This is a genomic window from Enterococcus mundtii, from assembly GCF_013394305.1.
Lineage (GTDB): Bacteria > Bacillota > Bacilli > Lactobacillales > Enterococcaceae > Enterococcus_B > Enterococcus_B pernyi.
This window is the reverse complement of sequence record NZ_AP019810.1, coordinates 1,224,860-1,239,874: the sequence shown is the minus strand read 5'-3', so window position 1 is coordinate 1,239,874 and position 15,015 is coordinate 1,224,860. Positions and strand designations below refer to the sequence as shown.

Here is a 15,015-nt window from a genome sequence, read left to right as displayed (position 1 = left end):
CGCGCTAATGATCACAGCCATGAGTATTTATATTATGAGTTCTGGTAATTTGTTCTTGATCCAACAAGAACAAACCAAAGACCGAGAAATTCTTCTATTGAGGACATTGTATGAAGACGTGAGAAACTATCGTAGATATGGAGAGTTGCCGACAAGACCAGCAGAGTGGGAGCGGGGAACTACAGTAATCGATACGCAAAGCCAGAGAATAAGAAAAGTTTCAATCAATGATGGAAATGAAGTGATCGCCATTGAACGGAAGAAATAAAGTATCTGCTTTTACAATGATTGAATGTCTGATTGCATTACTTATTCTAAATACGATTCTTTTATCATTTGGTCTCTTTATTCGACAAAGCGAAAAGTTGAATACATTTTTTCAAAAAGACGAACAAACAGAATGGTTAATTTTCTTAGCTCAATTCGAAAACGAACTTGCTTCAAGTCAACGTATTTCGATCATTGAGAATCGCTTATATTATGAAAACGAGAAAACGTTCGTCATAGAAGGCTATCAGCAAATGATCAGAAAACGTGGAACTGCTGGTGGCCATCAGCCTATGCTGACAGGTGTTAAGCATGTCCAATTCAAAGAAGAAGATCGAGTGATTTTACTGCATGTTGAATTTATGAATGGAGATAACAAGTATGGTATTTGGACAAAGCAAAAAACATAAGCGGTTAAAAGGAAATGTGTTGTTTTCGAGCTTGGCTCTTTTTCTATTATGTATATTCTTCATGCAAGGATTACTTGAAAGTTATCGTCTAAAAATAGACAGTTATTTACGCATAAAAAAATATTACCAAGCAAAGATCATCAAGCAAATGTTTCTGATGGAATCCAATCAGTTGGAAGAGCAAGGCAAAGGGGAGTATGATTACAATGTAGGTACGGTCCAGTATACAGTCAAACAGGACCTAGTGGAGCTAGTAATAACTGTTTCACCTTTCCAATTTGAATTTACAGAGCGAATCATTGATACAGAAAATACTACAGATTAAGAGGTTCTAAAGCAATAACCGTTCTTTTCTATAATACAGCTGTTTTGAAGGTGTTGAATGTTCGCTATTTCACAAAGAAAAAGGATGAAAACGATTGAAATTTTAGTGATTGTTCGTTAGAATTAAACAGGTAAAATAATTGTTATAATATATCTAGAAATGAGGCGCACGATGTTACCAGAAAAAATGGAACAAGGGTTTGAGCAAAACCTGGAAGCTATTCAGCTTTTACAAAACGCATTGGGAACTTCTTTTTTAGAAGCTTATGTTGAAAATGCCGAAAATTTAAGAGACAACTATCAAGTACGTGTAGTAGATGGTGTACCAAATGAAAAGACAACCCAACAGATCTCAGAACTTTATCAAAAACTGAGTGAATTATCATTTGAACCGGAAGAGTGGCGTCGTTTATCGCAGTTGCTTTTGTTAAAGGGAAGTCAAACCGAGCACTTACAAGCAAACCATCAATTGACACCAGATAGTATTGGTTTCTTGTTTGTTTTCTTGATCGAACAACTATTCCCTGATCATAAAGGAAAAATCGGTGTCTTGGATATTTCAGCAGGAATGGGCAATTTGTTATTAACAGTTCTTTTAAACCTAAACATTGCTGGATACCATACAGAAGGTTTTGGTGTGGATATCGATGATACACTACTCTCTGTCGCGGCTTCTACAAGTGAGTTGGCGCAAGCGAGTGTTCAATACTTTCACCAAGATGGATTACAAGAATTATTGATCGAACCAGTTGATGTCGCTATCAGTGACTTGCCAATCGGCTTTTATCCGAATGATCAAAAAGCGCAAGACTTTTTGACAAGCGCGACAGAAGGTCACAGTTATGCTCATCATCTTTTATTGGAACAGGCAATGAAATACGTCAAGCCAGATGGTTTCGGTTTATTCTTGATGCCAAGCAATTTCTTGGAGACAGAGCAAAGCGAGTACATTAAAAAATGGTTTAAAGAAGAAGGCTATCTTCAAGGTATGATCCAATTGCCGGATGAGTTGTTCCGAAATAAGCAATCACAAAAAAGTATTTTGATTTTACAGAAAAAAGGCAAACAAGCAAAACAAACCAAGGAAGTACTGCTTGTTAAACTTGATTCACTAAAAGAACCAGAGAAGGTGACGAAGTTTTTTAACGAATTTAAAAACTGGAAATCAGCTTCCTTATAACTATTTACCAAAAAGGAGAGTAACATGTCAAAAACAATTGCAATCAATGCTGGAAGTTCAAGTTTAAAATGGCAGTTATACCAAATGCCAGAAGAAACTGTAGTCGCTAAAGGAATCGTTGAAAGAATTGGATTAAATGATTCAATTTTTACAATCAAATATGGTGAAGGCCAAAAATTTGAACAAATCTTAGATATTGATGATCATGAAGTTGCTGTGAAAATGTTATTGGATCAATTGATCGAATTAAATATCTTAGGCGCGTATGATGAAATTACAGGTGTCGGACATCGTGTCGTTCATGGTGGAGAAACTTATGGTGACTCTGTAGTCATCGATGAAGAAGTAATGACACGCATCCAAGAATTAGCAGAATTTGCGCCATTGCATAATCCTGCCAACTTAATGGGAATCAAAGCATTTAAGAAAATTTTGCCAGATATCCAAAGTGTAGCTGTCTTTGACACGTCTTTCCATGCGACTATGCCAAAACACAATTACTTGTACAGCTTACCAATCGCTTACTATGAAGATTTTAAAGTGAGAAAATATGGGTTCCACGGAACAAGTCACCGTTATGTTTCTGAACGTGCGGCAGACATGTTAGGTAAACCAATCGAAGACTTAAAAATCATTACTTGTCATTTAGGAAATGGTGCTTCAATTACTGCTGTTGACGGTGGTAAATCTGTTGATACATCAATGGGCTTCACGCCATTAGCAGGTGTAACGATGGGTACTCGTTCTGGTGATATCGATCCAGCGATCTTACCTTATCTAATGGAAAAATTATCGATCGATATCAATGAAATGGTTGATATCTTAAACAAAAAATCTGGTCTTTTAGGGTTAACAAATCTATCTAGTGATATGCGTGACCTTGAAAACAATTACGATAAAGAAGAAATCCGTTTGGCTTATGATGTGTTTGTTGACCGTATCCGTAAATATATTGGTGGCTATGTAACAACAATGAACGGCGTTGACGCAATCGTATTTACTGCAGGTATCGGAGAAAATGATGGTCATGTGCGTAACGAAGTGATCAAAGGTATGACATGGTTTGGTTGTGAAATCGATCCAGAATTGAACAAATTACGTGGTGAAGAGTTAGACATCTCAACAAAAGACTCAAAAGTCAAAGTATTAGTCATCCCAACAGATGAAGAATTAATGATTGCACGTGACGTAGAACGCTTGCGTTAAGTTACTTCAAACAAAGAAGTAATAGTTTTTTATCCGCGTGATTTGGCTGACACTAATAAATTAACCAGATTAATATAAAGTTTCTATAAAAAGAGAGTTGGACATTGTCCAGCTCTCAGACTGTAGACAAATAGGAGTGGCTTAATTGCCAACTCCTTTTTGTTAGTCTTTGTAGAAATTTAAAATAAAAAGCCATAGGCTTTTTTGCTTTCCATAGCCATGTGGCTTGTTTTTTTTAATTCATGGCAGCAAACGTAAGCACCGTGTGCGTGGTGACTTTTTCAAGACCTCGATATTTCGTCCAACGCATACCATGCTTTTCTTTTGCATCTGCAAATATTCGTTCAATAGTTTGTTTTTTCTTTTTATAAATTTCTCTATTCTTTTTTGTGTGGATTTTTATTGGAATACGAGTGTATAGGTCGTTCATTTTCCCCACAATCCTTAAAACCGTATAGATAGTGTTCCAGAAACAGTTCCTTCTAAAATGAGAGCGAAGTTGAATATTTATTTTACAACTCCGATTTTAGGAAATGACAGTTGAAAGTCATTTTTTATACTAGTTCACGCATAGAATGATTGTTATATATAAATCGAAAAGTTACAATAAAACTAGATTAAGGGTGGTATATCCCTGATTCTTTTAATAAAAGTTAATTTTTTTATAACAAATAAGTGAGGAGGGGTGATTTTAAGACGATATCTATAGATAATAGAGGACTAATGATCAAACAAATTCTACTTTGGGGAGTAGTAAGACTGTTTACGACAATTCACATTATTAAGGGATGACAAAGTAAACTTTCGGTGTGAATTTTCAGAAAATTGGCACTTTTTCTAAGTGACTATATGTTTAAAATGAGTATTCAAAAATTAAATCTATTATTTGAGGTTAGGAGATAGAATATGGAAAAGTATATTTTTTTTGTTAGTTTATTAATTGTTTTGACTGGGTGTACGAAGATAGGTACAGAGCGTATAGATGCGAATAAAGACAAAATAAATGAAAGTATGTTATTAGAAAGCACTACAGAAAATGAAGAAGACGTGACTCTATTAAGTGATGTAGTTTCTTATTTAGTATTAGTTAACAAAGAAAAAGGGTTACCCTCCACTTACATGCCAGACGACTTAGTCGTACCACAAGTATTGAATGTGGATTATCAAGTGAGCGAAGCGATTCTGATGCGAAGAGAAGCGGCTCAGATGTTAGAAAAACTATTCCAAACAGCTACCAACGAAGCGGGGTATACTTTATTAGCTGTCAGTGGTTTCCGCTCCTACGAAGCACAAGCTAAACTGTACAATGAATATGTCCAGACTTATGGTCAAATCGAAGCGGATCGATTCAGTGCGCAACCAGGGCACAGCGAGCATCAAACAGGTTTAGCGATGGATGTAACCTCTGAAAGTGTAACGAAACAGCTAGATCAAACATTTGGTGAAACACCGGAAGGCCAATGGTTAGAAAAAAATGCCCATCGTTTTGGTTATATCATTAGATATCCAGAAGGTAGAGAACAAGATACTGGATATATGTATGAGCCTTGGCACGTCAGATATGTAGGTGTAGAACCAGCAACAGAGATAACTGAAAAAGGATTGATCTTAGAGGAATATTTGGCCAATTGATTCATGTTCGTAATAATTAAAATTATATGACAATTCTACCCATTGTAGTAAATAACATAAGTGTAATATAAAACGAATCATTTCCAATGGCTGTATTCTTTTTGGAAATGATCCCTCTTATTAAAATTACCTAAACAGGTTTTATATAAAATCTGTCCAAACAAATGATTATCTTCGTGCATCTTTTAGAGAATAAAGCTTCGTTGCGTTTGGATCGATCAAAGTGAATAATTCATTCCAATTCTCTGCTGTTGGGATCGTATCAAAAAGAAGCGTTGTTTTACCAGTAAGGGTTGAAATTAAATACTCACTATAATTTGTCACGATTACATCAAATTTTATCTTTTTAATTCTCTCAATATCCGTATCATGTTTATTAGGAAAGTATACTCGATGAGTAGTACCTAAATAATTAATAGCAGTCGCTTCAATCAGTTCACGAATGTAAGAATTTCCTTCTAACAGAAAGGCGATTTGTTTGCTCGGTCTTGCATGAACTAAAGATAATGTATAGTTCAGGAGTGTTAAACTTATAGAAACGCCTTCTATTTGTTTCAACGTTAACTCGTATGTTTCACCTAATGTATGTTGTATAAAAGCTTCATTTCGTTGGTATTCACAAGGGAATTTTTGCTTTGAATACAAAGTGATATCATCGAGATTCTGCAATAAAATAGGGGAAAGACGATATTTCAAATGAGTACTAAAAAAAAATGAACGAATATAAAGGGAGCAGATGGACTTCTCTTGTTCGGTATCAAAGGCTAGTTCAAGAAATTGCTTTGTCCATTCTTCAATCTCCTTTGGCTGTGGTTGGAGGGATTGGAAAATCTGTTCTGATTCCTCATCAAAGACTGAACGCTTACATAGAGTGAGAAGATAAATATATTGTTTTTCTTCCAAACTTAGATCATTATCAAAGTATTCTAAAATCACTTGTTTCAAGATTTCATTGTACAATAGTACCTTTTTTTCATTTAAGATAACGAGGTTATCGGGGAGGTTATCAATAGTTTTTCCATTAAAAGAACGAGTCAACGTGATATATAAATGATAGTTGAAACTTTCAAAAGTAATGGGTGCACATTCTTTAAGCGTAATTTTCTCGGTTATTTTAGCCGTTATTTCTTTGACTTCTAACGTAGGAAAGACGGTATGGGGAGTTATATCCGAGTCAGAATAAAAACTATGGAAAAAATGACGTATATTTATTTCTTTTCCGTGAAAATCAACGGGTGAAGTTTTTAATTTTATTTGAAATTCAGAGAGAAAAGATTGGGCTTTATATATATATCTTAGCAAGGTGCTTTCGGACAAATGTAACTGATCTGATAATTCAGGTACATTGTAAAGGTGACCAAAAAAAATATTTTCTATCATGATAAATAAAGGTTCATTTTGTAATAAAGATTGCTTAATTTCCTTATAACGATAATCATCAGAAACGTTAAAATGATAGCCACTTGGAGAGGTGGATAGATCAATTGATTCATTGAAAATATTTTTTATTTCTTGAATATCTTTTATGATCGTGCGGGTAGGGATATTAAGAACTTCGGAAAGGTTATTTAAAGTTGTTGAAGCGTGATGTTCAAATTTATTCAGTATCCTCAAGATACGAACAGTTTGCTTATTCATGATGAAATTCAATTGAAACTCTTTCAAAAAAAAAACTCCTTTTCATACGATTATTTCTATTAATATACAATATCGCAATGAGATAAGCGATATTTCCGCTTATCCTGCCTAATTATTTACTACAAAAAAAGAATTATTCTAAGTCAATTTTTGCTGGATGTAATGCCAGATGTGATTTAGAATAATTTTTTTTTTACAGTAAATTTAAAGCAATGAGATGTGCGATTTACGATTCAAGTGTAGTTTTCTATTTTCTACACGTAAAAATGCATATTTCTTGAAATAAAAGTGAGTAATAAGCTTGAGGGGGAGGGATATGAATCGTAAGAAGAACTACATTCTTCTAATCAGTATGTTACTGTTTCAATTTTTTGTCATAACGGAAGTATCCGGTCGTGAGGTTCGCCCATTTGAAACAGAAGGCTCAATTGGGTTTACCGGTGTATATGTACCCATAGGTTTACCTGATCCACCGCCTGATACTACCACCGATGAACCAAATGCACCCATTAGAATTGCCAGACCAGATCCAAATATATCCAATAACCATAGAAATTTTCCGAAAACCAATGCAAACAAGAGTCATTTATTGTTTCTTCTAGGAGTACTTTTGTTATTTATCCTTTGGTTATATAAGAAAAAAAGAAAGTAGAGGAGTTTTTTTAATGAAAATGATTAGATTAGCTACAATTGCAGTTTTATCATCAACAATTTTCTCTGGAGGTATGACTGTTTTTGCAGAGGAAACCAGACAAGTGACAACAGAAGGGCAAATTACTTTCGAACCTAATACAGAGGAAGAATTGGTGGTTATCCCGCCAGTTTCAGAACCGGACGTTGAAATTTCTCCAGAAATTCCCGGTACGACAGGACCATTATCGATCATGCGAGCTGTAACAATGGACTTTGGAGCACAAATCATCTCAAATGAGGATAGAACATATAACATGGTTGCTGAAATGGCGACTTTAGCGAATCCAGAAGAAGATGGTCCAACAGAAGTTCCTTATGTAAGTTTTGCTCAAGTACAAGATGTACGTGGAACAAATGCAGGTTGGGATCTGGAGGTGAGTTTAAGTGATTTTACATCTAACACACAAAATAATGTATTAACAGGTGCTGAAATTGAATTGATTGCTCCACGTATCCAATATGAAGGAATTAATCAAGAAAATGCACCATCTGCACATGCAAACAACCTGAAATTAATACCAAATGAAGGTGCAGTACCTGTAATGACTGCCGCTGAAGGACAAGGAGCAGGTGCTTCTTCCGTAGTTTGGGGGGAGCAAGCAGACTTAAATGCACAATTTGCAGCTGAAGGAAATAATGTAGTGACAAATGACGCGATTCAGTTATCTGTCCCTGGATCTACGGCAAAAGATGCAACTACCTATAGAGCGACACTGACTTGGGAATTAACGACGACACCAGGTGAAGACGCAGGTGAAAGTGCTTAAATAAAAAAACTTGTAGTGCCACGCTTTGTGGCACTACGTATTAATAAAAGGAGTGTCTATCGATGAAAAAAATACATACATATACCGTAAAGAAAAATTATTGCTTTTCTGGACTAGTACTGTTGTTTTTGTTTTCTCTCATATCTAATGTGTTTGTCTATGCTAACGACGATACGTTAAATTTTTATGTGAGTCCTGAATTTCCAGAAAGCCAAGTTGAGGGAAATGAAAGCTATTTTAATTTAAATATAGAACCAGGAAGTACGGAAAACTTAACTCTAAGACTACAAAATGCGAATGAGCAAGCGAAAAAAATCCAGATAACTGCTCACACCGCGCTAACGAACGTGATGGGTGTGGTTGAATATGGAAGAGATGCAGAAGAGGCAGATCCAACGTTGTTTTATTCTTTGGCAGATTTGATTGAAGTACCGGAAGAACCAATTGAATTAGCTGGAAATGAAACGAAAACGATTTCTGTTTCACTGATTATGCCACAAGAAAAATACGAAGGATTTTTAGCTGGAGGATTACGGATTACTGAAATTCAGGAGGAATCTGAAGAGGAAACAACCGAGGAAGAAGGTGTGGCTATTAAAAATGAATTTGCTTATGTTGTAGGGGTAGTAGTGAGTAATGATCGTGCGTCTGTAAAACCTGATTTAGAACTACTAGATGTATTTGCTGACCAATTAAATTATCGAAATGTGATTAGTGCAAATCTTCAAAATTTCACCCCATCATTTGTGAATCGTCTAGAGGTTGAAGCGACGATCCATAGAGAAGGCGAGGAACAAGTACTTTATCAAGCACATCAAGAGCAGATGCAAATGGCACCAAATTCTAATTTCAACTTTCCAATCTCCTTAGAAGGCGATCGTTTTCGCAGTGGTGAGTATTTGTTGAAAATGACGGCACGTTCAGGAGAAGAAGAATGGCAATGGGAAAGAAAATTTACCATTGATGCGGACGAAGCCAGAGCATTGAATAAACAAGATGTTACGATTGATACGAGTATTAATTGGTGGTTGATCACAACCCTTTGTCTTTTTATGCTATTACTAATTATCGTTGGAAGACTCGCAATCAAAAATAAGAAAAAATAAGATGAGAAGAGAGGCATCAAAATGAAACGTATTTTTTCAAAATGGTTAATCCCTATCATGATAGGGACGATAGGTTTACAGATTGTTTGCCCAACAATCACTTCTTTCTTTTTACCTACGATCTATGCCTTGGATAATAGAGAATCGATTGGAAATCAAGGTGAATTAGGGAGGTCGTTGATTCCTGAAGTTCAATCATCTGATTTAGGAGGATATGTTCAATTAGCTGAAACAAGTAAGACTGGCTATGTAGGAGAAACGGTCATCGTATCGTTTATCTTAAGTGATTCTGTTCAATCTGTTGAAATGATATTGCCTGAAGAAGCAATGATTGTAAAAGAAGTACTCCCTGCGGATGTGGAAGTTGAAAAAGCCCACGATACCAATAAGTGGATGATCAAATCTGAAGTGGCAGGGATTAGGATTGCACTTCCTTTACGTTTTGAGGATAAGGGAAATTATGAAGTTCAGATAGGTACAGAAAGAATAAAAATCGAAATAATCAAAGAAGAGAAGGCAGTAAGTGCTACAGACGAAAACGAGGCTGTAACTGAAGAGAATATAGTTGAAGATGAAGAAATTGATGTGTCTCAGGTTGCAAATGCGGAAGAAACAATGCCAGAAACTGATAGAATAGAGGATAGCCAAAAGGATGAAACGAACACAAGTGAAACAACGCTTAGAGATCCAATCACACCTTTAGATGAAATCAATCATCGAGATGTTTCGAATTGGCAGGAATTTATGTTGGCATTAGTTGATCCAACAATCAACTATATCAATGTGATTAATGACTTTGAATCTACAGATAACCCAACTGCAGGACTTACGGGTGTACAAGGGAACAGTGCAACATCAAATCCAAATGGGGGTGCTGTATATATATGGATCAATGCCTCTCAAATATCTCGTAAATTAGTAATTGAAGGAAATGATCATCAGATTGATTTTCGGGCCGTAGCTGTAGGATATGTTAACAGTACTTTCAATGCTAATACCCCGTGGGATATAACATTTCAAAATATTGATATTGTTCATGGGAATTACTATGGAGCGATGAATTTCACCAATTTGAGTGGGCCATTTCAGAGTCAGTCAAGAATGCGATACCATAATTTGACAAATGCCGGTAATCAGTTGATTCATTCTTTGTCAACACCAGTTATCTTATCAGGTCATGTAACATCTCACCAAGTAGTGACATACACTTCGAGGTCTGGTTGAGTTCAAAACATCAATCATATTTTCCAAGCTAATATGGAAGTCAACCAACTTGAGATTTTAGATGGATCGACTGTTGAACTTTCTACAATAAGTTCGGGAAATATTATGCTATATTATAACACTGGTAAAATGACTATTGGAGACGATGTAAAAATGGAAGTAACGGCATCTGGTACAGGTGGCGAAGCAAATGGTGCGAATATAATGATTGCCAATGGTAACTTGACTATCGGAAAACGTTCTGAGATTATTCTTAATCCACGAGTCAATTCTCCAGCAATTACTTTGACAGGATCAGGTTCTCAAGTTGATTTATTGGAAGAAAGTGAAGTTATTATTAATGCAAGCGGAAGAACTAATAATGCTAATAATTCTTCATCTAATATAATATTTATGGCAGCGCAAAGTTCATTAAATGTTGGCAAAAAAAGCAAGTTAGAAATATCTGCGTCCGATCAAGGGAATTCAACGGCTAGCGTTATACATGTAGCTGGTGCTGCAACCTTCACAGTTGATAAGGAAGGTATCTTAGACATTAAATCAGATAGTACTGCATCAACTCATAGTTTAATGACATTTACAAGCGCAGCATCTACGTTTTCTTTCGCAGATGCTAGAAAAATAAATTTAGAAAGAACAAGATCGATTCTGGGACTACTACCAACGAATGGATTGATTAGTATCTCAGGAAGTACAGGGCTTTTAGACGTCGATATTCAATCAGTCAAACAATGGCAACATGGGAATTTAAGTGAGGAACCAGATTTTAGCTGGACACCTATCTTTAATTTGAAAATCAATTATGCAGGAACCCTACCGACAATCAACAATGTCTCTTCAATTTCACAGAATATAGAAGATAGTTTTAGAACAAATTTTACAACTCGTGCTCAACGTATCTTATTTGAATATATTCCTGATGTGGAAGTATCCATGGAGACTCTATCGGAAGATCCTTCGCTGGAAAATTCTAAAATTATCCGAGGAAAAGCGACTCCTCATAGTGTCATACGTTTTGATGGTGATCCAGCGATACCAGAACCAACCATTGATTCAGCAAATTATGCAGAAGAGGAAAAGTACCATATTCAAGCAGACGAGAATGGAGACTATGCGTTTCAGTTACCTTTTGGGTCGTACTTTACTAAAAATAACATAGTAAAGGCGTATGCTTTTTTAAACGGAAAATCTGATTTAGCTGAAACAATCGTAGAAGGAATCAAGGATCTTGATCCGTTAGATCCAATTGATAGTGTTACGCCAATCACCCCTGAGAATCCACCCAATATTCCAGAAAAACAAGGTTTTGTCAGTATCGATTTTGTCTCTCAATTTGATTTTGGAAAAAATGGAATAGCGGTTGATGAAGAAACCTATTATGCTCAACCTCAACGTTTGCTGTCGGCTGATGATACGGAAAATCAGGAAGAACGCCCTAACTTTATCCAAATCAGTGATCGACGTTCAACGACTCAAAGAAATGGTTGGCAATTGACAGTCACACAGAATGATCAATTTAAAAACAAAGAAGGTAAAGAATTGAATGGAGCAAGCGTGTACTTTAGAAATCAAAGTTTGATGACAGCACAAGGAGGAATAGCCCCTAGTTTGCAACAAACGGAGCCCCATGAATTGATACCTGGAGTGAAACGTCTGTTATTATGGGCGCAGAATAATGAAGGAACGGGTACTTGGATCTATCGTTTCGGTGATGAACGTACAGCAGGTGAAAGTATAGGGTTAACGGTTCCAAAAGGTTCCAATCCAGAAGCGAGTCAGTATTCTACAACCTTTACTTGGGAACTGAGTGCCGTACCTGGAAATTGAATAATAAGAAAGATAACAAAATGAATGAAGATGTTGGAATGGATACCAACATCTTTTTTTTGAACAAAGGAATGACAAAAGACTACTATAAAATAATCAAAAATATAGTTATTTGCTTAACTTATACCAGACTAATAAAAGTAGAAGTCATTTTTTCGAAGAATAGTTGGCAAAAAAACACATATGTATCTTCTAGTAGTAAGGAAATAGAAGAAGCATATGTGTTCAAATAGCTAATCATTTTAGGTCGTGCTTCCTTGAATCAATTTCACTGGCAACACATAGTTGGATTCAAGTGGTTTCTCTGGATCTTGGATCCGTTGGAGCATTAGGTCGACTAAGATGTCAGCAATATCTGTAATTGGTTGTGCGATGGTCGAGAGCTGTGGGAAATAATTTTGAATTATTTTTGTTCCATCATACCCGATGATTTTTATTTCTTCAGGAATTTTAATATGCAACTCTTGACAGAGATTATAGGCTAAAATAGCAGTTAAATCGTCTGTACAAAATAAACCATCAATTGTTTCCATTTCTAAAATCCGTTTGATCTCTAAATTTTTTAAAGCAGTTGAGCGGGCAGTAGAATGAAAATGAAACACGTGCGGCTCTAACTGGAATTCTTCCATAAATGCCAAATATCCATTCAATCGTTGATTGGTCGGTGAATTTGATTCTTGGGAGCCAGTTAAGATGGCAATGTTTCTGGCACCTTTTAAATAAAGGTTTTCGGTAGCTAAGTATCCACCACGTAAATTGTCACTACTGATAATTGGAATTCCTTCTGCTAAATAGCGGTCGAAGGAGACAATGGGTAGTTCAATATTTTCGTATTCTTGGATACCCAGATTATGCGCTCCAGCAAGGATACCATCTACTTTGTTTGCAGCTAACATGTTGAGGTAGTTTCGTTCTTTTTCTTTATTGTTTGCACTATCGCATAATATTGAACGGTATCCTAAATCAAATAGCTTACTTTCTAATTGTTCGACTAATTCACCAAAGAAAGGGTTGGCAACTGTAGGAAAAATCAAGCCAATCAATTGGGTGTTTTTTCCTTGAAGAGAACGAGCCAATGAATTGGGTTGATAATTTAATTCTTTCATTGCTTGATTTACTTTATCGATTGTTTTTTGGCTCAATGAGCCGTAGTTATTGATGACACGTGATACAGTGGTTGGTGAGACTCCAGCCTTTTTGGCTACATCGGTTAATTTAACAACCATTTAACTTACCCTCTATTCATTCATTTTACGTAACTTCCAAAGCGTTCCTGAGAAGGCATGGTCACATTCGATCAAGAGTGTGGTCTGTTCGCTTGAAGGGAAAATTCGGGCAGTAGCCGTTTGTTTACCGTCATTGATAAAGATTTCGACTACAGAAATATCAACAAAGATTTGTAAAGACAAAGGTTCTTGTGAAATTGTAAATTCTCTTGTGACACCATAATCTTCTGCAAATACTTCTCCTGATAAGCTACGATCTATTTTCATTTTACCATGCCTGCGATCGAAAGAGAGGATCAATCCGTTATTTCCCATGGGATCACTACATAAATGAATTTTTCCACTTTGATTTTCTTTAAACTCTAAGTTGATTTCGTAGCGATTTTGCTCGGTATTTATCTGTGAGACTGAATGATTCAAAGAACATGGCGGATCAATCCGTAATTGACTCATTTCTTTTACAGGACGTTGATGGAGTGTCCCATTTTCAATCGTCAACTCTTTGACGATACTTAAACAATGAGCCCAGCCAAATGGATCAGTCGGATAACTGATTTCAGGCAACCCGATCCAACTAACTGCTAAGGCACGACCATCAGGAGCGTTGAATGCTTGAGTAGCATAAAGATCAAAGCCTTCGTCAAGATTTTTAAGGGTTGAAGGTTGGGTAAGTTGATTCGTTTCGATGTCATAGGCTTCTCCGATGATGTAAGCATTCGGGTATATATTTTGATACTCCAAAATTGACTGTTCTAAGCCTTGTGGACAAAAGAGCAATAGCGCTTTTCCGTCAATGAATACTAAGTTAGGACACTCGATCATAAATCCCATCGATTGTTGCGTAAATTGTAAAGGACCTGCGTAAGACCAAGTGTCTAGATCGGGACTACGGTAAACTAAAATTTCCCCTTGTTTATTTTGATTTTGTGCACCCAACAATAACAAATATTCGTCTTTATAAAAAATCACTTGAGGATCTCGAAATTCTTGTGTATAGCCGTAAGGTGGCTTAGAAATCAGTGGGGTGGTTAATTTGGATAGTTCGCCATTAGGTTGCATCCATGCACCCAACTGATACGAAGTGCGTGCCCAATTTTCATCACGGACATTGCCTGTATAGGCCAAAAATAATTTGTCATTAACCGGAAGTGCTGAACCGGAATAGACGCCATGACTATCATATGATGTGCTGGGTAGAAGTTTCAATCCTTCCTCTTGCCAATCGACTAAATTCTTAGAAGTCAAGTGGTACCAAGATTTTAACCCATGAACAGCGCCCATCGGATAAGCTTGGTAAAATAAGTGCCATTTGCCGTTGAAAAAAGAAAAACCATTTGGGTCGTTCAACAAACCAGAAGGTGGCTGAATGTGGTAATCCAAACGCCAAGGAGAATGAGCTACTTGTTCCTTTAACAGTGTTTGATACTCTTGAGGCCACGCCTGATAAGCTTGATAACGTAGTTGACGTGTCCATTTAAAATTATTATTCATAAGTACGACTCCTTGTAAACGTAT

At 36.2% G+C, this 15,015-nt stretch carries 14 protein-coding genes and 1 pseudogene; 11 read left to right on the top strand and 4 right to left on the bottom strand.

The genetic code is table 11. The annotated features are described in order from the left end of the window. Positions 1-34 precede the first annotated feature (34 nt). The 5 genes from HZ311_RS05915 to HZ311_RS05895 all read left to right on the top strand — a co-directional run bounded on the left by HZ311_RS05915 (position 35) and on the right by HZ311_RS05895 (position 3,387). Complete coding sequence (locus tag HZ311_RS05915; protein WP_016250009.1) at positions 35-268, top strand: hypothetical protein; 234 nt, start codon at positions 35-37, stop codon at positions 266-268. Then, positions 252-677 carry a competence type IV pilus minor pilin ComGF gene (comGF, locus tag HZ311_RS05910; protein WP_023520442.1) on the top strand — a complete coding sequence of 142 codons (426 nt, stop codon included), beginning with the start codon at positions 252-254 and terminating at the stop codon, positions 675-677. Before HZ311_RS05915 ends, comGF begins: the two co-directional genes overlap by 17 nt. Next, positions 649-1,002, top strand: a complete 354-nt coding sequence (comGG, locus tag HZ311_RS05905; protein ID WP_010734202.1) for a competence type IV pilus minor pilin ComGG — start codon at positions 649-651, stop codon at positions 1,000-1,002. Before comGF ends, comGG begins: the two co-directional genes overlap by 29 nt. 171 nt (positions 1,003-1,173) lie before the next feature. Further along, positions 1,174-2,181: a class I SAM-dependent methyltransferase gene (locus HZ311_RS05900; RefSeq protein WP_023520441.1), complete on the top strand. Its 1,008-nt coding sequence runs from the start codon at positions 1,174-1,176 to the stop codon at positions 2,179-2,181. Between the two features lie 24 nt (positions 2,182-2,205). Then, positions 2,206-3,387 carry an acetate/propionate family kinase gene (locus tag HZ311_RS05895; protein ID WP_023520440.1) on the top strand — a complete coding sequence of 394 codons (1,182 nt, stop codon included), beginning with the start codon at positions 2,206-2,208 and terminating at the stop codon, positions 3,385-3,387. Between the two features lie 238 nt (positions 3,388-3,625). Here the strand turns inward: HZ311_RS05895 and HZ311_RS05890 are convergent. Continuing rightward, positions 3,626-3,892 (bottom strand): annotated as a pseudogene (locus tag HZ311_RS05890) (transposase); the annotation flags it as partial. Between the two features lie 401 nt (positions 3,893-4,293). Here HZ311_RS05890 and HZ311_RS05885 point away from each other — a divergent pair. Next, entirely contained in the window at positions 4,294-5,019 is a 726-nt protein-coding gene (locus HZ311_RS05885) for a M15 family metallopeptidase (protein WP_010734206.1), read from the top strand. A 168-nt stretch (positions 5,020-5,187) separates the two neighbouring features. Here the strand turns inward: HZ311_RS05885 and HZ311_RS05880 are convergent, their stop codons facing one another. Then, the gene (locus tag HZ311_RS05880) at positions 5,188-6,684 is read right to left on the bottom strand and encodes a helix-turn-helix domain-containing protein (RefSeq protein ID WP_010734207.1); all 1,497 of its coding nucleotides are present in this window, start codon (positions 6,682-6,684) and stop codon (positions 5,188-5,190) included. A 289-nt stretch (positions 6,685-6,973) separates the two neighbouring features. On the opposite strand from HZ311_RS05880, the gene HZ311_RS05875 reads away from it, so the two are divergent. The 5 genes from HZ311_RS05875 to HZ311_RS05855 all read left to right on the top strand — a co-directional run bounded on the left by HZ311_RS05875 (position 6,974) and on the right by HZ311_RS05855 (position 12,274). Continuing rightward, on the top strand, positions 6,974-7,309 hold the full coding sequence (locus HZ311_RS05875; protein ID WP_137072877.1) for an LPXTG cell wall anchor domain-containing protein: 336 nt from the start codon (positions 6,974-6,976) through the stop codon (positions 7,307-7,309). Positions 7,310-7,322: 13 nt separating this feature from the next. After that, entirely contained in the window at positions 7,323-8,117 is a 795-nt protein-coding gene (locus HZ311_RS05870) for a WxL domain-containing protein (RefSeq protein ID WP_023520436.1), read from the top strand. 62 nt (positions 8,118-8,179) lie between these two features. Further along, a complete protein-coding gene (locus HZ311_RS05865) occupies positions 8,180-9,223 on the top strand; it encodes a DUF916 and DUF3324 domain-containing protein (protein WP_137072875.1) in 1,044 nt (347 codons plus the stop codon). A 21-nt stretch (positions 9,224-9,244) separates the two neighbouring features. Next, a complete protein-coding gene (locus HZ311_RS05860) occupies positions 9,245-10,447 on the top strand; it encodes a pectate lyase-like adhesive domain-containing protein (protein ID WP_178946530.1) in 1,203 nt (400 codons plus the stop codon). Positions 10,448-10,600: 153 nt separating this feature from the next. After that, positions 10,601-12,274: a WxL domain-containing protein gene (locus HZ311_RS05855; RefSeq protein ID WP_178946529.1), complete on the top strand. Its 1,674-nt coding sequence runs from the start codon at positions 10,601-10,603 to the stop codon at positions 12,272-12,274. A gap of 242 nt (positions 12,275-12,516) precedes the next feature. Here HZ311_RS05855 and HZ311_RS05850 read toward each other — a convergent pair whose 3' ends face one another. Both HZ311_RS05850 and HZ311_RS05845 read right to left on the bottom strand, forming a co-directional pair. Then, the gene (locus tag HZ311_RS05850) at positions 12,517-13,500 is read right to left on the bottom strand and encodes a LacI family DNA-binding transcriptional regulator (protein WP_023520433.1); all 984 of its coding nucleotides are present in this window, start codon (positions 13,498-13,500) and stop codon (positions 12,517-12,519) included. Between the two features lie 12 nt (positions 13,501-13,512). Then, complete coding sequence (locus tag HZ311_RS05845; RefSeq protein ID WP_137072871.1) at positions 13,513-14,991, bottom strand: sucrose-6-phosphate hydrolase; 1,479 nt, start codon at positions 14,989-14,991, stop codon at positions 13,513-13,515. Between the last annotated feature and the right edge of the window lie 24 nt (positions 14,992-15,015).